The organism is Mesorhizobium sp. M0136 (assembly GCF_040322515.1).
Classification (GTDB): domain Bacteria; phylum Pseudomonadota; class Alphaproteobacteria; order Rhizobiales; family Rhizobiaceae; genus Mesorhizobium.
In genome coordinates, this window is record NZ_JAMYTP010000017.1 from 51,251 (window position 1) to 72,845 (window position 21,595).

The window sequence follows — 21,595 nt, forward strand, 5'->3', positions numbered from 1 at the left end:
CCATGGTAATTTTGCGGCGAGGTCAAGATGACGGCAGCCATGGACGAGCTTCTCGGCATTCTCGACCTCGAGCAGCTGGAACACAACCTGTATCGTGGTCGCAGCCCCAAGCTCGACTGGCAGCGCATCTTCGGCGGCCAGACCATCGCCCAGGCGCTGGTCGCCGCACAGCGAACGGTCGAGCCCGAGCGCTATGTGCACTCACTGCATGGCTATTTCATGCGGCCGGGCGACACCAAGGTGCCGATCATCTACGAGGTCGACCGTATCCGTGACGGCGGCTCCTTCACCACGCGCCGCGTCGTCGCTATCCAGCACGGCCAGGCGATCTTTTCGCTGGAAGCCTCGTTCCAGCAGGATGAGGTCGGCCTGGAACATCAGGTGCCGATGCCGCAGGACGTGCCGGCGCCCGACACGTTGCTGTCGCAGCGCGAATTGCTGGGCAAGTTTGGCGAAGCGGTGCCCGACGGCATCAAGCGCTATTGGGAGCGCGATCGGCCGATCGAGATGAAGCCGGTAATGCTGAAGCATTATACCAGCCGGGAAAAGCTCGAGCCGAAGCAGAACATCTGGATCCGCACCACCGGTCCGGTGCCGGCCGATCGCGCCACGCAGGCGGCTGTGCTCGCTTACCTCTCCGACATGACGCTGCTTGACACCTCAACCTTTGCCCATGGCCGCGCCATTTTCGATCGCGATATCCAGGCAGCCAGCCTCGACCATGCCATGTGGTTCCACCGCAGCCACCCGCTCGACGACTGGATGCTGTACACGCAAGACAGCCCGTCGACGCAAGGATCGCGCGGTTTTACCCGCGGCTCGCTGTTTGCCCGCGACGGCACGTTGATCGCCTCGGTTGCCCAAGAAGGACTCATCCGGCTGAAGCGACCGCCTGCGGAGTAGGCATTTTTCGAAATTTGCCTATTTTTTAATCATATGCACTGCCGCGACTGTGAACAGGCAGTCGGCAAACCTTCCCGATTTCGTTGTTTAACAACAGCTTAACGCCCTGCTTCGGCAATTGGCACGGAGCTTGAATCCTAGCGGGCACTCTCCGGCTCTCATGGGGATCGGCGAAGTCGTGCAAAACGCGGGGACCCGCAACAGCAAAGGGTGAAACCTTATGAAGATCGTGATGGCAATCATAAAGCCGTTCAAGCTCGACGAGGTGCGCGAGGCGCTCACCGCGGTCGGCATCCAGGGCCTGACCGTCACCGAAGTAAAAGGCTACGGACGCCAGAAGGGGCACACGGAAATCTATCGCGGGGCGGAATACGCGGTCAGCTTCCTGCCGAAGATCAAGATCGAAGTCGCGGTCGCCGTCGACATGGTCGACAGGGCGGTCGAAGCCATCACCGCGGCGGCCAAGACCGGCCAGATCGGCGACGGCAAGATCTTCGTTTTCGGCATCGACCAGGCGGTGCGCATTCGCACCGGCGAAACAGACACCGACGCGCTTTGAGCTGCGGATACGTATTCCAATGGAGAGTTCAATGAATATTCCTTCCACCTTGAAGATAACGGGACGCGCGGCCGTTTTGGGCTCGCTCGCTCTCGCTGCACTGGGCACGGTTGCTGCGTTCGCGCAGGAAGCGGCACCGGCAGCACCGGCTGCCCCAGCGCCCGCGCTCGACACCGGCAACACCGCCTGGATGCTGACCTCGACGGCGCTGGTGCTGATGATGACCATACCGGGCCTGGCGCTGTTTTATGGCGGCATGGTGCGCAAGAAGAACGTGCTCGCCACCATCATGCAGAGCTTTGCCATCACCTGCCTGGTAACGGTGCTGTGGTTCATGTTCGGCTATTCGCTGGCCTTCTCGGATGGCGGCGGCATGAATGCCTATCTCGGCGGCTTCTCGAAGTTCTTCCACAACGGCATCACCACCTCGTCGCTGTGGCTGCCGGGCGTGGCGAACATCCCTGAGTTCGTCTTCTCGATGTTCCAGATGACCTTCGCCATCATCACGCCGGCGCTGATTGCCGGCGCCTTCGCCGAACGAATGAAGTTCTCGGCGCTGCTCATCTTCATGGGGGCGTGGCTGCTGGTGGTCTATGCCCCGATCGCGCACTGGGTGTGGGGCGGCGGCTTCCTCGGCACAGCCGGCGTTCTCGATTTCGCCGGCGGCACGGTCGTTCACATCAATGCCGGTGTTGCCGGCCTGGTCTGCGCGCTGGTTCTCGGCAAGCGTGAAGGCTACGGCACCACCAACATGGCGCCGCACAACCTCGTCTACTCCGTAATCGGTGCTTCGCTGCTGTGGGTCGGCTGGTTCGGCTTCAACGCCGGTTCGGAACTGGCCGCCGACGGCCTTGCCGGTGCCGCGATGCTGAACACCCAGGTTGCCGCTGCCGCTGCGGCGCTCGCCTGGATGTTCGCCGAATGGATCGTCGCCAAGAAGCCGAGCGTTCTCGGCATCATCTCGGGCGCCGTCGCCGGCCTGGTCGCGGTGACGCCGGCTTCCGGCTTCGTCAATCCGACCGGCGCCTTCATCGTCGGCATCGTCGCCGGCGTGCTGTGCTACGTCTCGGCCGTCAAGCTCAAGCACGCGTTCGGCTATGACGACTCGCTCGATGCATTCGGCGTGCACGGCATCGGCGGCATCATCGGCGCATTGCTGACCGGCGTGCTCGCCGATCCGGCGATCAACAGCCTCGGCTCGGGCGCCTCGGTCGGCAAGCAGCTCTACGGTATCGTCTTCACCATCCTGTGGACGGCGATCGCGAGCTTCGTGATCCTCTACATCGTCAAGGCGCTGGTCGGCCTGCGTCCTTCCACCCCGGAAGAGGTCGAAGGCCTCGACATCAGCCAGCACGGCGAAGTGGTGCCGTAAAGGTATTGGCCGGCATCGGCGTTTTGCCGGTGCCGGGAAGATCCCGTCGTGATGCTCCCGAAAGGGCTCACGCCTTGAGGCCCGGAAACCTTCCGGGCCTCTTTTTTGCGCGCGGATGGCCGTGATGGCTCGATCGCGGTCGCTTGATCAAGGTGCTCGATCCGCCGGCGGCGTGAAACATCGGCCGCAGCGGCTCCGAACTGTGGTGGCGGTCGTCCGTCCCGGTGACGCAGAATACCCATGGTTAATGCGCCCTTAACCTTCCCGCCGCTAGTCTGACAGCCGAATCTGCCGTGTTGCGCGTCCGCGCCCGGCCGGGCAACGACAGACGAGGAAGAGCATGCGTTCAGGGGCTTCAGCACCGCTTGCGCTGGCCGATACGGGGCACGGCATCCGGGCGTTCGCGAGGCGCCAGGTCGGGCGGCTGGTCGGTGCCGGGCTGTTTGCTCTGGTTGGCTTCGGCGTCGCCGCCCTTGCCACCTGGAACGTCGCCGATCCGAGCTTTTCGCACGCCACCGATAATATCGTCACCAATGCAATGGGTTATGCGGGCGCCGTCTTTTCCGACATCGCCATGCAGTTCTTCGGGCTTGCCGCCGTTGCGGCGTTGGTGCCGGCGGTGATCTGGGGATTTCTGCTGTTTACCGCGCGCGGCGTCGACCGGCTGCCGAAACGGGCGCTGGCCTGGTTCGGGTTTTCGCTGCTTGGCGCGGCAATTGCCGGCTGCGTGGTGCCGCCCAAGACCTGGCCGCTGCCGACCGGCCTCGGCGGCGTCTTCGGCGATATGGTGCTCAATATTCCGGGCCTGATCATCGGCGGCTATCCGACCGGCCTCGTCGCCAGCGTGCTCGCCGTGCTCCTGGCAGCGCCGGCGCTGTGGGTATTCTTGTACGGTTCGGCGCTGATTTCACGCAAGAACGGCTTTGCCGTCCTCGAACAGCCTGCAGTGCCCGATCCGCAGGACGACCTGCTTTTCGACAATGAAGAGGACGAGGGCGACGAAGGCATATTGGCGCTTGGCGCCATCACCCACTGGTGGCTGTCGCTGCGGGCCTATCTGCGCCGCCGCGCCGCGCGTCGGCGCGAGCGCGACGATTTCGAACCGGAGATGGAACCGCGCCCCAGCGCCTGGCGGCGAGCGGCCGAACGGGTCGAATCGGCCGAGTTCGCCGAGGCGCGGATGAGCCCGGGCGGGCGCGCCCGCGTCGAGCCGGAATTCTTCGCCGCCATGGTCAACGACCGCAGTGCCTCGATCGACCCCGACGATGCCGACGTCTTCGATAACGACGACAATGACGACATGGATTTCGCGCCCGAGCCGGCCGGCCAACGCCGCGCCGCGCCAACGGCCAAGGTGCAGAACTTCCGCTCCGACGCGGCGACGCGCGTCGAGGCGCCGGCGCCGCGGCCGGCACCAGGCGCCCGCGTCCAGCGCGAGGCGCAGACGTCGCTGATCGGCTCGGAGAAATTCGAGATGCCGTCGCTGCATTTCCTGTCGGAACCGAAGAACGTGGTGCGCGACGCAAGCCTGTCCAAGGACGCGCTGGAGCAGAACGCCCGCCTGCTCGAGGGCGTGCTGGAGGATTTCGGCGTCAAAGGCGAAATCATCCATGTGCGTCCGGGTCCGGTCGTCACGCTCTACGAGTTGGAACCCGCGCCCGGCATCAAATCGTCGCGGGTCATCGGCCTGTCCGACGACATTGCCCGCTCGATGAGCGCCATCGCCTGCCGTGTCGCCGTGGTGCCGGGCCGCAACGCCATCGGCATCGAATTGCCGAACGCCAGGCGCGAGACCGTCTATTTGCGCGAGATCATGGCCAGCCGCGATTTCGAGACCACCAAGGCCAAGCTGGCGCTGGCGCTGGGCAAGACCATCAATGGCGAGGCGGTGATCGTCGACATCGCCAAAATGCCGCACGTGCTGGTCGCCGGTACCACCGGCTCGGGCAAGTCCGTCGCCATCAACACCATGATCCTGTCGCTGCTCTATCGGCTGACGCCGCAGGACTGCCGGCTGATCATGATCGATCCAAAGATGCTGGAACTCTCGGTCTATGACGGCATCCCGCATCTTCTGACGCCGGTGGTCACCGATCCGAAGAAGGCGGTGGTGGCGCTGAAATGGACCGTGCGCGAGATGGAGGACCGCTACCGCAAGATGTCGAAGGTCGGCGTTCGCAACATCGACGGTTTCAACGCGCGCGTGCAGCAGGCCGAGAAAAAGGGCGAAAGGATTTCCCGCACCGTGCAGACCGGCTTCGACCGCCAGACCGGCGAAGCGATCTACGAGACGGAGAACCTCGACCTCGAGCCGATGCCCTACATCGTCGTCATCATCGACGAGATGGCCGATTTGATGATGGTCGCCGGCAAGGACATCGAAGGCGCGGTGCAGCGCCTGGCGCAGATGGCGCGCGCCGCCGGCATCCATGTCATTATGGCAACGCAGCGGCCGTCGGTCGACGTCATCACCGGCACCATCAAGGCGAATTTCCCGACCCGCATCTCGTTCCAGGTGACATCGAAGATCGACAGCCGCACCATCCTGGGAGAGCAGGGCGCCGAACAGCTGCTCGGCATGGGCGATATGCTCTATATGGCCGGCGGCGGCCGCATCCAGCGCGTGCACGGTCCCTTCGTCTCCGACGACGAGGTGGAGAAGATCGTCGCGCATCTGAAGCTGCAGGGCGTGCCGGAATATCTCGACGCCATCACCGAGGACGACGACAAGGATGACGACGAGCCGACGGGCAAAGGCAGTGGCGGCGGCGACGGCGGTAATTTCGAGGATTCCGACGATCCCTACGACCAGGCGGTTGCGGTGGTGCTGCGCGACGGCAAGGCCTCGACCAGCTACATCCAGCGCCGGCTCGGCATCGGCTACAACCGCGCCGCCTCGATCATCGAGAAGATGGAGAAGGAAGGCATTGTCGGCCCGGCCAACCATGCCGGAAAACGCGAAATCCTGGTGCCGACGGAGGACGACAAGTTCTAGAGCGCACCCGCGCCGGCAACTTTGAACCTTTTGGCGCGTTGCAACGATGAGCGCCGTGCGGCCCGCCAAACTTAAGCCCAACTGGGGGACCAGACCAATATAACGAGCAAGCAATCAGATGATGGTGACCGGCATGAAAAACGCAACTCTCGCCCCCAAAAGGGATTTCGCCCCAACCCGCCGGCAGGTGCTCGGCCTCGGTCTGGTCCTGGCCGGTGCGGCGGCCGCCAATGTCGTGCCCGGCTTCCAGCTGCTGGCGTCGGCGCAAGCAGCGGTTCCGGCGACGGCGCAGAAGATCGCCGATCATTTCTCCTCGGTCAAATCGATGAGCGGCGAGTTCGTGCAGTTCGGGCCCAAGGGCGAGCAGACCGGCGGCAAGTTCTTTCTGGAACGGCCGGGCAAGATCCGCTTCAATTATGACGGCGCCTCGAATTTCAGGGTGATTTCCGACGGCAAGTCGGTGGTCATCCTCAACAAGAAACTGCGGACCTCCGACCTCTATCCGCTGTCGAAGACGCCGCTGAAGCTGCTGCTCGACGACAAGATCGATCTCTCGGGCGGACGCGTCAGAAGCGTCAAGGAAGAAAACGATCTCACCACCATCCAGCTTGCCGACAAATCGGTGTTCGGCAATTCGAAGATCACCATGATGTTCGATCCGAAATCCTATGAATTGCGGCAGTGGACCATCACCGATGCGCAAGGCAAGGACACAACGGTGATGATCTTCAACACCAAGGAGGGCGTCAGCTTCGCCCCCGACACCTTCGCCATCGATTATACGGCGAACCGCGAGCTGAACACCAAGACGCGGTAACTTTCTACTGCTGCGGGATGGCTTTTGCGCGTTGGTGCGGGCTGCTTGTTTTTGCGGTGCGCGGCTGGCAGTAGTTTCCGCGATTGACTTCCGTCGGAGCCATCCGGCGGATCTTGCGTTGTCCGGAACCCCACATGCCGTTTTCCGTCGCTACCTGGAACATCAACTCCGTTCGACTGCGCATGCCGATCGTCGAGCGCCTGCTGGTCGAGCAGGCGCCGGACGTGCTCTGCCTGCAGGAAACCAAGGTTCCGGACGAATTGTTTCCGGAGAAGGCGTTCCGCAAGCTCGGCTACGAGCACATCGCCTTCCATGGCCAGAAGGGCTATCACGGCGTTGCGACCATAGCGCGCCGTCCGATCGAGGTGGTCGAAAAGCGCCGCTTCTGCGAGATCGACGACAGCCGGCATCTGTCGGTCACCGTCAAGGCCGGCGGCAAAACGATCCTGCTGCACAATTTCTACGTTCCGGCCGGCGGCGATGAGCCCGACCCGGCCGTCAACCGAAAGTTCAAACACAAGCTCGATTTCGTTGCCGAGATGAACGCCGTGCGGGCCGAGCATGACGAGCACTCCGGCTCGATCCTGGTCGGCGACCTCAACATCGCGCCGCTCGAGCACGATGTCTGGTCGCACAAGCAGCTCCTCAATGTCGTCAGCCATACGCCGGTCGAGACGGAAAATTTCGAGGCGATGCGGCTCTCCGGCGACTGGGTCGACCTGATGCGGCTCAATGTGTCCTATGAGGAGAAACTCTACACCTGGTGGAGCTATCGCGCCCAGGATTGGCAGGCCTCAAATCGTGGCCGCCGCCTCGACCATATCTGGTCGTCGCCAAACCTGGTGCCGCATTTTGCCGGCTATGAAATCCTGCGGCTGGCACGCGGCTGGGAACGGCCCTCGGACCACGTGCCGGTGATCGGGCGTTTCAACCTCGATAGCTTTGTCTCGCCTTAACAACTCAACGAAACCTGAAGCTATCCGCGATGTAGTCGGGACGGGCGTTGAGCGCGGCGAAAACGTCGTCCAGATCAGGCGCCCCCGCCAATATGCCCGACAGGACCAGCGTCGTCGCGACGCCGACGCCGTTGCCGCCGGCGATGTCGTGCTCGACGCTGTCGCCGACGCAGACCACGCTGTCGCGCTCCGGGTGACCCGCCAGTGCCAGCGCTGCCTCGAATATCTGCGGATTGGGCTTGCCGATGCGCGCCACGCTGCCGCCGAGGCTCTCATAGAGATCGGCGAGCCGGCCGGCGCCGAAGCGAGGGCCGACGGCAGTCAGCATGATCTTGTCGGGATTGGTGCAGAAGCATGGCACCCGGCGCGCCGCCGCCGGACCAAGAAGCCGGCGATAATGGTCGAGGTCGTAGCGATCGCCCTCGCTGGCGGAAATCAGCACCAGTTCTGCATCGTCGCCGTCCTTGGCCAGGACGAACGGCAGGCCGTCGACAGCCGAACGGTCATTGTCGCGGCGGATCAGCAGGCATTTTGTCTGCGGGCGCAGGGCTCCGGATGCCGCCATTTGATGGAAGGAGCGCCACGCCACCTCGCCGGATGAGACAAAGTGATCCCAGCTTCCCGGTTCGAAGCCGAGCTTCAGCAGGCGGCGCTCATTGGGTTGCGCCCGCTTGCCGGAATTCGAGATCAGCACGATGGTCTTGCCGGCACGCTTGAGTGCCGACAAGGCCTCGACAGCGCCTGGATAGGCGCTGGTGCCGTCGTGCAGCACACCAAATTGGTCGAGCAGGAATACCTGATAGCGCTCGGCCAGCGCGGCGATGCCGTCGAGGTGCTGAATTGCCTTGGTTGTCATAAAAGCTCCGCTGCGCTAGCGCCCATCAGCGCCAGCCGCGCCGTGCCGGCGGCGGCCTCCTCCGAAAGAGCCGGCACGAGAGCGACGCCAAGCTTGCGCTGCCGGATTGCCGTCCAGGCCGGATTGGCCGCTCCGCCGCCGACGCTCCTGACCGATGTCAGCCGGGGTGCGCCGAGTTCGGCAAGCCGGCGATAGCCGAGCGCTTCGATCGCCGCAATACCCTCGAGCATCGCTTTCAAATAATCGGCGTCGTCGGCGGGCCGCGGCTCGAGGCGCGGCGGCAAGGCCGGATCGGCTATGGGGAAGCGTTCGCCCGGCGCCGGCAGCGGGTAATAGTCGAGACCGGTTTCGGTCGCCGGGTCGATTTTTTTGCTGAGTTCGACAATGCGGGCGACGGGGAAATGCTGGGCCAGAACCTTGCCGCCGGAGTTCGAGGCGCCGCCCGCCAGGTAGGTGTCACCCAGCCGATGGCTGTAGATGCCGAATTGCGGCGCCGAGATCGGCCGGTCGGAGAGAATCTTGATGGTCAGCGATGAGCCGAGCGCAGTGACGCCGTCGCCCGCCGCGGTCGCGCCGGTTGCCAGGAACGACGCACAGCCATCGGTGGTGCCGGCGACCACGACCACGTCACGCGGCAGGCCGAACATTTTCGCGGCGCTGGCGGTGAGCGTACCCGTGACATCGCCCGGCCGCACGACGCCAGGCAGCAATTCCATGCGCATTCCGGTGGCCGCGATCCAGTCCGGCCAGCGGCGGGTTTCGACATCGTAGCCGGTTTTCAATGCGTTGTTTTCGTCGCTGCCATCGAAGCGGCCGGAGAACTGTCCGGCGATCCAGTCGGCCTGGTGCAGCACAGCGGCGACGCCGGGCAGGTGCTGGAAAGACAATGCCTTGGCGAGACCGGACGTCGCCCCAAGGGCAGCGCTCGTTGCCGGTGCTGCGCCGGCTATTTCACTCAGAATAGTGTGGTCAGCGACCTTGTCGTTGTACATCAGCGGTTCGGCCAGCGGCCGCCCGGCGCCGTCGACCGGCAGTAGCGTGCCCGACGTTCCGTCGACGGCGATCGAGCGCACTGCCGCGCGATCGATACATTTGAGCAGTTCCGCCAACGTCGCGCCGACGGCCTCCCACCAGATGGCGGGGTCGCGGCCGTTCGGCCCAAATCGCTCGAGGGCAATAGCGGAATGCGCGGCAATGGAAAAGTCCGGGCGCATGGCGACGGCGCGCGCGCCGGATGTACCGATGTCGATGCCGATGGCAAGCGGGCCAGACGAACGCGGCATGTCAGCTGCCTCCGGCATTGAGTTTCTGGCGATATTTTTCGGCGTCCCAGTTGATCAGTTCGTCATTCTCTGCCGCTGTCAGATAATTAAGCTTCGCTGCGACATCGACCCGCGCGGTCACGTCGGCGAGGCAGCGCTGCATGGCGTCGGCACCGGCGCCCGCGTCGCCGCGCATCAGCACGCCGAGGCCGGGAAACAGGATCGCCGCGGGTGCGGCGCCGCAGCGCTCGATGACGCGCTTCACACCCTCGCCCGGCCTCGCCACGACCGAGCCCTTGCCGAGAAAGATGACGTGGTCGGGGTAGAGGCTGCCGCCCGAAGCCATGCGGCAGCTTTCGGGGTCGATCGCCACCGCGTGCGCCTCGACATCCGCCGGCAATCTGTAGTCGCTGTCGCCGGCGCGCACCATCAATGCCGCGGTGTCCGGCTCAGTTACCTGGCGCGGCGGCCGTGCCAAGAGCCGGGTTACGCTGCGCAGCAGCATGCCTGCCTCAGCGACGGTGTCGGCTGCAACGACCAGGCCGTGGTTGCCGAGGATCAGGATATCCACGCCTGGCCGAAGGCGCTCGGCGATGCCCTGGGCGAGCGGCAGTCCCGGCCGGCGATAGGGAACATACGCCCATTGGTGGCCGTCGAGCCGCCTGGCGGCCTCGGCCTCGCAGTCGGCCTGCACGGCCAGGGAAATGGTCTCGACGCAGTGGACATGCAGAACGATGCGCTGGGGCATCAGCGCATGTACGGTGGTCTCGATCGAGGGGCGCAAGCCGCGCGGATTGAGGGCGCCGATAGCGAAGGCCTGTGGCTGTTCGGCGGTCGGGTCGCGTCGCTCGATGGCGTCGAGCAATGGCGGAATGCTGACCGGCACCATGATGTCCGCGGTGAGCGCGTCCTTCAGCCAGGTGCCGGAGGCCTTGATCCAGAGCGTGTCACCGGCTTTTAGCGAGGTGTTGCCGCCGGCGGCCTGGGTCAGATGCGGGTCGCTGCCGATCTCGGCGGAAAGCGACCGCAGCGCTGCCAATTCCCGCGCATCCGCACTGATCGTCATCGAAATTCCTCCACAAACCGGCCGCGTGGCCACGGCTTTGGACGCCCTGTTGCCGGGACGAAGACCGACGCTGGTATCGCAGATGCGAGTAAGTTACGTCAACAGTGATGTTATCGCGTCAAATCAGACTTGCAATCCGAGGGCCGTTGAGTAAGTTGCACCAATTGCCATGCAAAATGGCAATGCCGTGCAGTGGCTTGGGAGGCAAGCGCATTGGGAGGTAAGGGTTGAGCGACTCCGGCCGCCAGCGTCAGATCGTCGAGCTTTTGCGGGACCGGCCTTTCGCATCGGTGCGCGAGCTGCAGGAGCGGCTTGGCGTGTCGGCGGCGACGGTGCGGCGCGACATCGACAAGATCGATGAGGCCGGCGAAGCGCGCAAGGTCTATGGCGGCATCTCGGCGCTCGATGGCGCTTCGCAAGCCGGCGTCGCCTATGCCAGGCCCTATGACGAGAACCGCGACCTCGCCGTCGAGGCCAAGCGGCAGATCGCGGCTCTCGCCGCCACCATGGTGCGCGACGGCGACGCGGTCATCGTGCATGGCGGTTCGACCTGCTTCCATCTCGGCGTCAAGCTTGCCGACCGCAATATCCGGCTTTACACCAACTCGATGCCGCTCGCGGCCTATCTAAGCGATCACGGCCATTGCAGTCTGACCGTTGCCGGCGGCGACCTTTACCGCGAGCCGGGCATCATCCATTCGCTGACGCAGACGGTGCCGTTCTACGCCTCGAAGTTTTTTCTCGGCGCGCAAGGCATCGGCCAGGAAGGCCTTCTGGAATCGCACCCGCTGCTGGTCCGCTCGATCGTCGAGCTCAGCCTCTGCGCCGACCAGATCGTCGTGCTGGCCGACAGCCGAAAACTGTCGATCCACGCGCGCAATGTGGCGCTCCCGCTGTCGCGGATCGGCACGCTGGTCACCGATGACGGCCTGTCCGAGACAGATGCCCGCATGCTCGAAGATGCCGGCGTCACGGTGAGGATCGCCGCTTCCTCGGGAGGCGCCCAGTGACCATCGCGGTCCTCGATTTCGGCAAGACCAATTCGAAGCTGTTCGTCTTCGGCCAGGACGGACAGATCCTAAACGAGCGCCGCACCCAGCCGAGCTGGATCCGCAAAGGCGGCTTCAGCGTGCTCGACGAGGCAACGCTGCACGACTGGGCGGCTCGCGCCATCGATGACGCCGTCGATACGCATGGCGTGGAAGGGCTGATGGTATCCGGCCATGGCTGCACCTTCGCGTTGGTCGACGAAGCCGCGCTGACGCATCCGATCCTCGATTACGAGCAGGAACCGCCAGCTGAAATCGCCGCGCAGATCGACCGCCGCATTCCGGATTTTGCCGAGACCTTTTCGCCGCGCCTGCCGCTTGGCTTCAACTACGGCCGCCACATGTTGTGGCTGAAGGAGGTGGAGCCCGGTGCCTTCGCCACAGCGACGTCGATGCTCGGCTACCCCCAATATTGGAGCTGGCGATTTGGCGGCCGGCCGGTGTCGGAGGTCTCCTATCTCGGCTGCCATTCGCATCTATGGGCGCCGCGCAAACGCGATTTCAGCTCGCTGGTCGATGCCGAGGGCTGGCGCGGCCAGATGCCCGCCTTCGAGCGTGCCGGCGCGGTGATCGGCGAGCAGCGCTTCAGCCGGGCCGCCAAGCCGGTCGCCGTCCACAACGGCGTCCATGACAGCAATGCTGCGCTCCATGCCTACCGCCGACAGCAGCTCGGGCCGGTGACCGTGGTCTCGACCGGCACCTGGGTGGTCGTGCTCAATCCGGACTGTCCGCTCGATGCACTCGATGGCGAGCGCGACATGCTGGTCAATGTCGATGTCGACGGCGGCCCGGTGCCGACCATCCGCTTCATGGGCGGCCGCGAATTCGCCACGATCAGCGCCGGCTGGCAGGGCGCAATCGCGCCGTCATCGGTACAACGGGTGATCGACGCCGGCATCATGGCGCTGCCGAGCTTCGCGCCCGGCGGCCCGATGCCGCACCGCCGAGGCGAACTGGTCGGGCGTACGCCCAATGCCGAGGAACGCGCGGCCGTGGCGCTGCTCTACGTGGCGCTGATGCTCGATCTGTGTCTCGAGCTGATCCATTCGGACAATACGGTGATCGTCGACGGCGGCCTGAACAATGGCGGGCTGCTTGCCGCGCTGCTGGCGCAATTGCGGCCCGGGCAGGCCTTCCTGCAGGGCGCAACGCTGGAGGGCAGCGCCACCGGCGCCGCCGCACTTGCCTTTGAAAGCGTCGGACGCGAGTTTGCCACCGAGGCGCCGGAGGCGGTGCATGCGGCAAGCTTCCGCGGCCTTGCCGGCTACCGCAACGACTGGCGCGGCCTTGCCGCCGACCGGGGCGTGGCCAGGGCAGCCTCGGGAGGTGCACGATGAGCGCCGCCGCCCGGATCGAGACGATGCGCCAGCCGGTGCTGGAGATGCGCCACATCTCGAAGACGTTCGGGGCGATCCGCGCCTTGCATGATGTGTCGCTGACCGTTCACGCCGGCGAGCTGCACGCGTTGATGGGCGAGAACGGTGCCGGCAAGTCGACGCTGATGAAGGTGCTGTCCGGCGCCTACCGGCCGGACCCCGGCGGCGAAATCCTGATCGACGGCGTACCGGCCGCCACCGGCGACCCGATCAAGGCGCGCGCCGCCGGCATTGCGGTCATCTATCAGGAGCTGTCGCTGGCGCCCAATCTGTCGGTGGCGCAGAACATCTTCCTCGGCAACGAGCCAAGACGGTTCGGCATCGTCGACCGCGAGCAGTGCAACCGGCGCGCCAGCGAGATCATCGCGCGGCTCGGCGTGGCCTTTTCGGCCCGCACCCCGGTCACCAGCCTGTCGCTCGGCGAGCGCCAGCTGGTGGAAATCGCCCGGGCGCTGTCGACCAATGCGCGCATCATCGTCATGGACGAGTCAACCACGTCGCTGACCTCGCGTGAGACCGACCGGCTGTTCGAGGTGATCGCGACGCTGAAGTCGCAAGGCATCGCCATCATCTACATCAGCCACCGCATGGAAGAGGTCTACCAGCTCGCCGACCGCGTCAGCGTGCTGCGCGACAGCGGCTATGTCGGCACGCTCGACCGCGCCGACCTGAACGCCTCGCGCCTGGTATCGATGATGGTCGGGCGCGATCTGTCGACCTTCTACAAGAAGGATCACCGCCCGCCGGACAGCAAGCGCGCCGTCGCGCTGTCGGTGCGCGGCATGTCGGACGGCAATCTCATAAAGAATTGTTCCTTCGACCTCCACAAAGGCGAGGTGCTGGCACTGGCCGGCCTGGTCGGCTCGGGCCGGACCGAACTGGCACGGCTGATCTTCGGCGCCGACAGGCACATCTCGGGCACGCTGGAGCTCGGCGGCAAACCGATATCCATCGGTTCGCCGAGCGAGGCGCTCGATGCCGGCATCGCCTACCTGACCGAGGACCGCAAGCAACTTGGCTTGTTTCTCGACATGTCGATCTCCGACAACATCAGCATGGGCGTGCTGGCAAAGGACGCGAAGGCCGGCGGTCTGCGCGACTTCGCGGCTGCCGAAAAGCGCGCCGCCAAGGCGGTGTCAGACCTCTCCATCCGCACCAGCTCGGTGCAGGCCAATGCCGGTTCGCTGTCGGGCGGCAACCAGCAGAAGGTGCTGCTCGCCCGCCTGCTGGAAACCGAGCCGCAGGTCGTCATCCTCGACGAGCCGACCCGCGGCGTCGATGTCGGGGCGAAGTCGGAAATCTACCGGCTGATCGACAACCTGGCCAAGAAAGGCATCGCCATCCTGATGATCTCCAGCGAACTGCCGGAGGTGATCGGCATCGCCGACCGCGTGCTGGTGATGCGCGACGGCACCATTGCTGGCGAGGTGACGGCGTCGGAGGGCGAGCCGCTGCGGCAGGAAGCGATCATGGAACTTGCAACGGGAGCGGCTCAGCGATGACCGACAAGGTGGCCGACACGATGAAAGCGGACGACCGGGCGATCGGCAGAAGTACGAGGTGGCGCACCGCCATCGCCGCACTCGGCATGCTGCCGATCCTGATTCTGCTGGCGGTCGGCTTCCAGTTCATCAACCCGCGCTTTTTCACCCAGACCAATCTGCTGATCGTCATGCAGCAATCGTCGATCAACATCGTGCTGGCGGCCGGCATGACCTTCGTCATCCTGACCGGCGGCATCGACCTGTCCGTCGGCTCGATCCTTGCCGCCTCGGCGATGGTGGCGGTGATGGTGTCGCTGGTGCCCGATTGGGGACTGCTGGGCGTGCCGGCGGCCATTCTCGTCGGGCTCGGCTTCGGCGTCATCAACGGGCTGCTGATCGCCTACATCAAGCTGCCGCCCTTCATCGTCACGCTGGGATCGCTGACCGCCGTGCGCGGCGTCGCCCGCCTGCTTGGCCAGGACACTACGGTGTTCAACGCGGACCTGCCGTTCGACTTCATCGGCAACGGATCGCTGTTCGGCATTCCGTGGCTGGTAATCATCGCGCTGGCGGTCGTGGTGCTGTCCTGGCTGGTGCTCAAGCGCACCGTGCTCGGCACCTGGATCTACGCCGTCGGCGGTAACGCCGAGGCCGCCAGGTTGACCGGCATCAAAGTGCCGCTGGTGCTGCTCTTCGTCTATGGCGTTTCCGGCCTCCTGGCCGGGCTTGGCGGCGCTATGTCGGCGGCCCGGCTCTATGCCGCCAACGGGCTGCAGCTCGGCCAGTCCTACGAACTCGACGCGATTGCCGCGGTCATCCTCGGCGGCACCAGTTTCGTCGGCGGCGTCGGCTCGATCTGGGGCACGCTGATCGGCGGCCTGATCATCGCCGTGCTGTCCAACGGGCTCATCCTCGCCGGTGTTTCGGACATCTGGCAGTACATCATCAAGGGATTGGTCATCATCGTGGCGGTCGCCCTCGACCGTTACCGGCTCCAGGCAGGAGCAAGAACGTGATGGCCCTTAGTCGCCGGCATCCAACGAGCCGGTTTCATGTGTAACGCACCGTGAGAGGCGCGGGGCATCAGGAGGAAAATAAAACAATGAAGACCATCGCTAAACTGCTCTGCGGCGTAGCCCTTGCGGCCGCCGTCATCGCGCCGGCATCGGCCAAGGACCTGAACAAGGTCGGCATCTCGGTCGGCCTGCTCGGCAATCCGTTCTTCGTCGCCACCATCAAGGGCATCGAGGACGCGGCCAAGAAGATCAATCCGAATGTGCAGGTGACCTCGGTATCGGCCGACTACGACCTCAACAAGCAGGTTTCGCAGGTCGATTCCTTCATCGCCGCCGGCGTCGACGTCATCATGCTCAACGCCGTCGATGCCAAGGCGATCGCGCCGGCGGTCAAGAAGGCACAGGCGGCCGGCATCGTTGTTGCCGCCTTCGACGTTTCGGCGCCGGGCGCCGACGTCACCGTGATGACCAACAACGTCAAGGCCGGCGAAGAGGCGTGCCAGTATCTGGTCGATCATACCGGCGGCAAGGGCGATTACGTCATCCTCAACGGCCCGGCCTCGTCATCGATCCTGGAGCGGGTCAAGGGCTGCAAGGACGTGCTGGCAAAACACCCCGACATCAAGATCCTTTCCGACGACCAGAACGCCGAAGGCTCGCGTGACGGCGGCCTGAAAGTGTTCCAGTCGCTGCTGACCCGTTTCGACAAGATCGACGCGGTCTTCGCCATCAATGATCCGACGGCGATCGGCGCCCAGCTTGCGGCCAAGCAGCTCAACCGCTCGGAGTTCATCTTCACCGCGGTCGACGGCGCGCCCGATATCGAGAAGGAACTCGCCTCCGGCACGTCGATGATCAAAGCCTCGGCCTCGCAGGATCCCTATGTGATGGCCGGCCAGTCGCTGACGATGGCGGCTGACCTGCTTGCCGGCAAGAAGCCGGCCGAGCCGACGGTACTGCTCGACCCGAAGCTGATCACGGCCGACAATTTGAAGGATTACAAGGGCTGGACCGCAGCTCGCTAAGCCTCCCAAGCCTGGTGCGGCCAGGATGACCGGCCGCACCTTTTTATCGGAGCAATTGCCAAAAGCCGATTTGGACTTGGGTCCGCTACTCCTGGAATGACCGGAGACAATCATGTCGCGCATCGGAATCCACTCATTCGTCTGGTCGGCGAGTTCGGCGCAGAGCGACCTCGAGCGGACGCTGGCCAACACCAGGGAGGCCGGCTTCGACCTGATCGAATTCTCTTATCTCGACCCCGCGAATGTCGACATTGACGGCTTGGCCAAGCGGATCGGCGATCTCGGCCTCGGCGTCGCGATCAGCATCGGACTGCCGGCCGACGGCGATATTTCGAGCGCCGACAAAACGATTGCCGCCCGCGGAGTCGAAATCCTGAGACGTACGATCGCGCTGACCCGCGATCTTGGCGGCCAGAAGGTTGCCGGCATCCTCAGCACCAGCCATGGATTGCAGAGCGAGGCGCCGACGCGCGACCAGTGGAACCGCAGCGCCGGCACGCTTGCCGAGGTGGCCGAGACAGCAAAATCAGCTGGCGTCAGCCTCAACCTCGAGATCGTCAACCGCTTCGAAAGCAACCTGCTCAACACCGCCGCGCAAGGCATGGCCTTCATCGCGGACAGCGGCTCCGACAACATTTTCCTGCATCTCGACAGCTTCCATATGAACATCGAGGAGGCCGATGTCGGCTTGGCCATTCGCAACGCCGCAAGCAAGATCGGCTATGTCCATATCGGTGAGAGCCATCGCGGCTTCCTCGGCACCGGCAATATCGATTTTGCCGCGATATTCGACGCGCTGACCGCCATCGGCTACAGCGACGACCTCAGCTTCGAATCCTTCTCGTCGGAAATCGTCGATGAGAACCTGTCGCGGAAAACCGCCATCTGGCGCAATCTGTGGACCGACAATATGGAGCTGGCCAAACATGCGCGCCGCTTCATTGCGCTCGGACTGGAGACGGCGCGGCGCAAGGCCGAGCTTGTTTCCGCAACGCACCGGCCTTGAGAACTCGCAGTTCCGAAATCGATCTGGTTAGACCAGAGGCGCTGTATTAGCCGGCAAAACGCGGCCCAAGTTCCTCGATGCGGCGGATCATCGCCTGGAAATCCTCCGAGATGCGCTGGTGCAGGTGAACCGCCAGCTCCGGGTATTCCTCGAGGATGCGGCGGAACATCTTGCGGCTGAGCCGCAGCACTTCCGAATCGATTTCGGCAGAGGCGCTGGTCAGCCGGTTGGTGTCGGCGATCAGCGCCAGTTCGCTGAGCATGGTGCCGGGGCCGGCGGTGCCGATCGGGATGCGCTCGCCGTCGTGCTCGCGGTAGAGGACGATGCGGCCGCTGATCACGATATAGGCGCAATCGGCCGCGTCATCCTCGCGGTAAAGCTTGTGGTCGGCTTGCAACCTGGTGGTTTCGGCGCCGAAGGCGAGCAGACGCAGTTGTTCCTGCGTAAAGCCCTCGAAGAGCCTCACGGTGGACAGGATGCGGATGTCGTCATCCAGCGCCATCTAGCTATGTCCCCGAACCGTCAGTCCGACTCCTCCCCTACGAGGCCGATCCAAAACCACCTCCAGCCTCAGGACCGTACCCGAAAAGCGCCCCGCCCGGATCGCTTATTTGAATAATGAAATGTTTAAGGAACCAGCTTGTAGCCGCCGCTTTCTGTCACGAGAATTTCCGCGTTGGAAGGATCGCGCTCGATCTTCTGGCGCAGCCGGTAGACATGCGTTTCCAGGGTGTGGGTGGTGACGCCGGAATTGTAGCCCCAGACTTCCTCTAGCAGCACGTCGCGGGTCACCACCTTCTGGTCGGCACGGTAGAGATATTTGATGATCGAGGCTTCCTTTTCGGTCAGCCGCACCTTGGCGCCGCGCGGGTCGATCAGAAGCTTCTGGCTGGGCTTGAACGTGTAGGGGCCGACCGAGAAAGTGGCGTCCTCGCTCTGCTCGTGCTGGCGCAGCTGAGCGCGGATGCGGGCCAGCAGCACGGCAAAGCGGAACGGCTTTGTCACATAGTCGTTGGCGCCGGCCTCGAGGCCAAGGATAGTGTCGGAATCGGTGTCGTGGCCGGTCAGCATGATGATCGGCGCCTTGTAGCCGCCCTTGCGCAATATCTTTACCGCCTCGCGGCCATCCATGTCGGGCAGGCCGACATCCATGATGAGCAGGTCGATAAGCCCGCCGCGCGCCGTGGCGATGCCTTTGGCGGCGGTCGCTTCCTGCAGGACATCGAATTCCTCATAAAGCGACAATTGCTCGACAAGGGTGCCGCGCAGGTCGTCATCGTCGTCGACTATCAGAATGGTGCGTGAAGTCATGGATCAATCCGTTGTTTTGAAAAGAGATTTCAGTTGACCGCAGCCTGTTTATGCGGAAGCTGACCGGCACAACAGCCGTTCACAGTGATTTGTTCCGTGGCACGATCATACAAGAAAAAACACGATCGCAATGCAGTCGGCGCAATTTTGCCGAAAGGGCTCGCCGTGCTCACCGTGCGCGCGCGCCCGGGCCATGCCAGCCAGGGCTTTCTGCAGGCCGGCAAACTGGTGTTTCCATGTGCGCTGGGGCATGGCGGCATCTCGGCGGCCAAGCGCGAGGGCGACGGCGCCACGCCGCTTGCCGCGATGCGGATATTGTCGGGATATTTTCGCGGCGACCGTTTCGCCGGCGGCCGCCGGACGCGGCTCGCGATGACGCCGATCGGCCGCGACCTCGGCTGGTGCGAAGTGCCTGGGGACCGCAACTACAACCGCCCGGTCAAAATCCCCTATGGCGCCAGCCATGAGCGGATGCTGCGCACCGACGATCTCTATGACGCCTGCCTGGTGCTGGACTGGAACATTGTGCCGCGCCGGCGCGGGCGCGGCAGCGCCATCTTCTTCCACCTGGCGCGCCCCGGCTTCACGCCGACGCAAGGCTGCGTCGCGGTAACGGCCCGCACCATGGCGCGGCTGCTGCCGCTGCTGTCGGAACGGACGGTGGTGAGGGTGGTAAGGTAGGGGAGTCGTGAATTAAGGTAGGGGAATAGTGACTAGTGAATAGGGAAATTGGTCGGGAAGGATATTCGCGGACCCGCCGCTTAGCTTCACTACTCACTACACCGTCCTAGCGCTTCCTCGGCAGCTGCCAACCCGTGTCGAGAAGGCCGAGCCGGCCGAGTTCGCGGTCCATGGCGCGTGCGATGTCCTTGCGTTCGCCGCCGATGTCGCGCAGCTGGCGATCGGAGAGATCCTCGACATTCTCGTAGGGAAGATTGACCGCGATTTTTGCGTAGCGAAACCAGTCAAGCATGGCGCGCAGCCAGGCCGGGCGGAGGGTAACAGGGCGCAAGGTGATGTCAGACATGGTGCAATCCGCTTCTCCGGACATCAAATCCGGTTTGATGTTTCTTCGATGACCGGATCATGACCGATTGAAATCAAAACGGGAAACGAGTAGTTTTTTCTGTATCTTCAAGTTTTGTTTGAGAATTGGAATGCTCGACCGAACTCTCCTCGTCTGGCACTGATGGCGCGCCTGCTGCCTGGAACCCGTGCGCTGCGGACGCTGGAGGCAGCGGCCCGACATCTCAATTTCACCCGCGCCGCCGACGAGCTCGGCCTGACGCCGGCAGCGGTCAGCCATCAGATCAAGGAAATCGAGGATCAGCTCGGCATCGTGCTGTTCACACGCACCAGCCGCACGATCCGGCTGACCGAGGCGGGTGCGGTGCTGTTCGAAGCTTCGACCGATGCGCTCGACCTGCTTGGCCGGGCCGTCTCACGGGCGCAGAAGACGGCACGCGGATCGGCGCTGCTGAAGGTCACCCTCGATGCGCAATTCGCGACGAAGTGGCTGATGCGGCGCGTCGATGATTTTCGCAAGCAGCATCCGGCAATCGAGCTGCGTTTCGACATCAGTTACGAGGTGCGCGACTTCGATCGCGACGACGTCGATCTCGGCATCCGTTTCGGCACCGGCAAATATCCGGGGCTTCGCTCGCACCGGCTGTTCGAAAACGTCATCATTCCGGTCTGCAGCCCGGCCCTGCTGCGGGCCGGGCCGCCCCTCAAGGAGCCGCGCGACCTGTTCCATCATACGCTGGCGCATATCGAGTGGTCGCGCCAGGGCGTCACCTGGCCGAACTGGAGCATGTGGATGGCGGCGGCGGGCGTCGACGATTTCGACGACAGCCGGACCATCGTGTTCGGCAATTCGACCGACGCCGTCCAGGCCGCGCTCGACGGCAATGCGGTTGCGCTCGCCGATTTCGCGATGGTGGCAAACGACCTTTCGGAAGGCCGGCTGATCCGGCCGTTCGAACTCGGCATCAAGGTCGCGCCCGAATTCGCCTATTTCCTGGTCTATCCCGAAACTGCGGCGAATGATCCGCGCATCGTCGCCTTTCGCGATTGGCTCCTCGAGGAAGTCGCCAAGACGCCGACCTGACGGTCAGCCTGTCGCCGCCGCGCCGAACCAGCCGATCACCGCGCCGATGAGAAGCAGCACGCCGAGCCAATGACCAACATCGATGAGCGTCAGATCCCAGCCGAAACCTTCGTAGCGATGGTTGACCGAAAGCGTCGTGGCGACGAACCCCAGCCAGAGAACGAAGCCGAAGATCACCCCGGCAAGCAGGCTCGGTTCGCCGCCGGTCACCGCGCCGATGATCAGCGACATGACCAGCGCCATCACGATCTCCGCGACGAAGGAGACGACGAAGGGCAGCATCGATTTGCTCATCGTCGCCGGATCAAGCTTGGCGGCCTTCAGCCACGGCTTGCTCAAGCCCATGTACCAGGCGGCGCCGAACAACCACGCCACGACGGCGGCGACGATTACCGCCAGCCAGTTGATTGCCGAAAAATCCATGGTTCCCTC

Annotated in this window: 21 protein-coding genes; 14 read left to right on the forward strand and 7 right to left on the reverse strand. The window is 64.1% G+C overall.

Annotated elements, in window-relative coordinates:
* The first annotated feature begins 27 nt into the window (after positions 1 to 27).
* The 6 genes from tesB (at position 28) to NKJ35_RS20760 (ending at position 7,602) form a co-directional block, all read left to right on the forward strand.
* The gene (tesB, locus tag NKJ35_RS20735) at positions 28 to 903 is read left to right on the forward strand and encodes an acyl-CoA thioesterase II (RefSeq protein ID WP_352649387.1); all 876 of its coding nucleotides are present in this window, start codon (positions 28 to 30) and stop codon (positions 901 to 903) included.
* 220 nt (positions 904 to 1,123) lie between these two features.
* Positions 1,124 to 1,462, forward strand: coding sequence for a P-II family nitrogen regulator (locus tag NKJ35_RS20740; protein ID WP_254817816.1), 339 nt, complete (start codon positions 1,124 to 1,126; stop codon positions 1,460 to 1,462).
* 49 nt (positions 1,463 to 1,511) lie between these two features.
* Positions 1,512 to 2,834, forward strand: a complete 1,323-nt coding sequence (locus NKJ35_RS20745) for an ammonium transporter (protein ID WP_031212694.1) — start codon at positions 1,512 to 1,514, stop codon at positions 2,832 to 2,834.
* Positions 2,835 to 3,174: 340 nt separating this feature from the next.
* A complete protein-coding gene (locus NKJ35_RS20750) occupies positions 3,175 to 5,829 on the forward strand; it encodes an FtsK/SpoIIIE family DNA translocase (protein WP_254817815.1) in 2,655 nt (884 codons plus the stop codon).
* A gap of 133 nt (positions 5,830 to 5,962) precedes the next feature.
* A complete protein-coding gene (locus NKJ35_RS20755; protein ID WP_254817814.1) occupies positions 5,963 to 6,646 on the forward strand; it encodes an outer membrane lipoprotein carrier protein LolA in 684 nt (227 codons plus the stop codon).
* A gap of 134 nt (positions 6,647 to 6,780) precedes the next feature.
* On the forward strand, positions 6,781 to 7,602 hold the full coding sequence (locus tag NKJ35_RS20760) for an exodeoxyribonuclease III (RefSeq protein ID WP_352649388.1): 822 nt from the start codon (positions 6,781 to 6,783) through the stop codon (positions 7,600 to 7,602).
* Between the two features lie 4 nt (positions 7,603 to 7,606).
* On the opposite strand, the gene NKJ35_RS20765 is transcribed toward NKJ35_RS20760, so the two are convergent.
* The 3 genes from NKJ35_RS20765 to NKJ35_RS20775 are packed head-to-tail and all read right to left on the reverse strand — an operon-like array spanning position 7,607 to position 10,786.
* On the reverse strand, positions 7,607 to 8,458 hold the full coding sequence (locus NKJ35_RS20765) for a TIGR01459 family HAD-type hydrolase (protein WP_352649389.1): 852 nt from the start codon (positions 8,456 to 8,458) through the stop codon (positions 7,607 to 7,609).
* Entirely contained in the window at positions 8,455 to 9,741 is a 1,287-nt protein-coding gene (locus tag NKJ35_RS20770; protein WP_352649390.1) for an FGGY-family carbohydrate kinase, read from the reverse strand. The genes NKJ35_RS20765 and NKJ35_RS20770 overlap by 4 nt, the downstream gene beginning before the upstream one ends.
* 1 nt (position 9,742) lies before the next feature.
* Positions 9,743 to 10,786 (reverse strand): class II aldolase/adducin family protein, encoded by a 1,044-nt coding sequence (locus tag NKJ35_RS20775; protein ID WP_352649391.1) that lies wholly within the window; start codon positions 10,784 to 10,786, stop codon positions 9,743 to 9,745.
* Between the two features lie 227 nt (positions 10,787 to 11,013).
* Here NKJ35_RS20775 and NKJ35_RS20780 point away from each other — a divergent pair, with 227 nt between their 5' ends.
* The 6 genes from NKJ35_RS20780 (at position 11,014) to NKJ35_RS20805 (ending at position 17,742) form a co-directional block, all read left to right on the forward strand.
* Positions 11,014 to 11,796, forward strand: a complete 783-nt coding sequence (locus NKJ35_RS20780) for a DeoR/GlpR family DNA-binding transcription regulator (RefSeq protein WP_352649392.1) — start codon at positions 11,014 to 11,016, stop codon at positions 11,794 to 11,796.
* Entirely contained in the window at positions 11,793 to 13,172 is a 1,380-nt protein-coding gene (locus NKJ35_RS20785) for an FGGY-family carbohydrate kinase (RefSeq protein WP_352649393.1), read from the forward strand. Before NKJ35_RS20780 ends, NKJ35_RS20785 begins: the two co-directional genes overlap by 4 nt.
* Positions 13,169 to 14,713, forward strand: coding sequence for a sugar ABC transporter ATP-binding protein (locus NKJ35_RS20790; RefSeq protein ID WP_352649394.1), 1,545 nt, complete (start codon positions 13,169 to 13,171; stop codon positions 14,711 to 14,713). The genes NKJ35_RS20785 and NKJ35_RS20790 overlap by 4 nt, the downstream gene beginning before the upstream one ends.
* A 20-nt stretch (positions 14,714 to 14,733) precedes the next feature.
* Positions 14,734 to 15,711 (forward strand): ABC transporter permease subunit, encoded by a 978-nt coding sequence (locus NKJ35_RS20795; protein ID WP_502894194.1) that lies wholly within the window; start codon positions 14,734 to 14,736, stop codon positions 15,709 to 15,711.
* A gap of 86 nt (positions 15,712 to 15,797) precedes the next feature.
* Positions 15,798 to 16,736, forward strand: a complete 939-nt coding sequence (locus NKJ35_RS20800) for an ABC transporter substrate-binding protein (RefSeq protein WP_352649395.1) — start codon at positions 15,798 to 15,800, stop codon at positions 16,734 to 16,736.
* A 112-nt stretch (positions 16,737 to 16,848) separates the two neighbouring features.
* Complete coding sequence (locus tag NKJ35_RS20805) at positions 16,849 to 17,742, forward strand: sugar phosphate isomerase/epimerase family protein (protein ID WP_352649396.1); 894 nt, start codon at positions 16,849 to 16,851, stop codon at positions 17,740 to 17,742.
* Between the two features lie 46 nt (positions 17,743 to 17,788).
* On the opposite strand, the gene NKJ35_RS20810 is transcribed toward NKJ35_RS20805, so the two are convergent.
* Both NKJ35_RS20810 and NKJ35_RS20815 read right to left on the reverse strand, forming a co-directional pair.
* Positions 17,789 to 18,244, reverse strand: a complete 456-nt coding sequence (locus tag NKJ35_RS20810) for a cyclic nucleotide-binding domain-containing protein (protein ID WP_352649397.1) — start codon at positions 18,242 to 18,244, stop codon at positions 17,789 to 17,791.
* Positions 18,245 to 18,369: 125 nt separating this feature from the next.
* On the reverse strand, positions 18,370 to 19,053 hold the full coding sequence (locus NKJ35_RS20815; RefSeq protein ID WP_254817802.1) for a response regulator transcription factor: 684 nt from the start codon (positions 19,051 to 19,053) through the stop codon (positions 18,370 to 18,372).
* Between the two features lie 144 nt (positions 19,054 to 19,197).
* Here NKJ35_RS20815 and NKJ35_RS20820 point away from each other — a divergent pair, with 144 nt between their 5' ends.
* Positions 19,198 to 19,734, forward strand: a complete 537-nt coding sequence (locus NKJ35_RS20820; RefSeq protein WP_352649437.1) for a L,D-transpeptidase family protein — start codon at positions 19,198 to 19,200, stop codon at positions 19,732 to 19,734.
* 106 nt (positions 19,735 to 19,840) lie between these two features.
* Here the strand turns inward: NKJ35_RS20820 and NKJ35_RS20825 are convergent, their stop codons facing one another.
* The gene (locus NKJ35_RS20825) at positions 19,841 to 20,080 is read right to left on the reverse strand and encodes a hypothetical protein (RefSeq protein ID WP_352649398.1); all 240 of its coding nucleotides are present in this window, start codon (positions 20,078 to 20,080) and stop codon (positions 19,841 to 19,843) included.
* A gap of 162 nt (positions 20,081 to 20,242) precedes the next feature.
* On the opposite strand from NKJ35_RS20825, the gene gcvA reads away from it, so the two are divergent.
* The gene (gcvA, locus tag NKJ35_RS20830) at positions 20,243 to 21,163 is read left to right on the forward strand and encodes a transcriptional regulator GcvA (RefSeq protein WP_352479989.1); all 921 of its coding nucleotides are present in this window, start codon (positions 20,243 to 20,245) and stop codon (positions 21,161 to 21,163) included.
* 3 nt (positions 21,164 to 21,166) lie between these two features.
* Here the strand turns inward: gcvA and NKJ35_RS20835 are convergent, their stop codons facing one another.
* Positions 21,167 to 21,586 carry a DUF1761 domain-containing protein gene (locus tag NKJ35_RS20835; protein ID WP_254817799.1) on the reverse strand — a complete coding sequence of 140 codons (420 nt, stop codon included), beginning with the start codon at positions 21,584 to 21,586 and terminating at the stop codon, positions 21,167 to 21,169.
* Positions 21,587 to 21,595 lie beyond the last annotated feature (9 nt).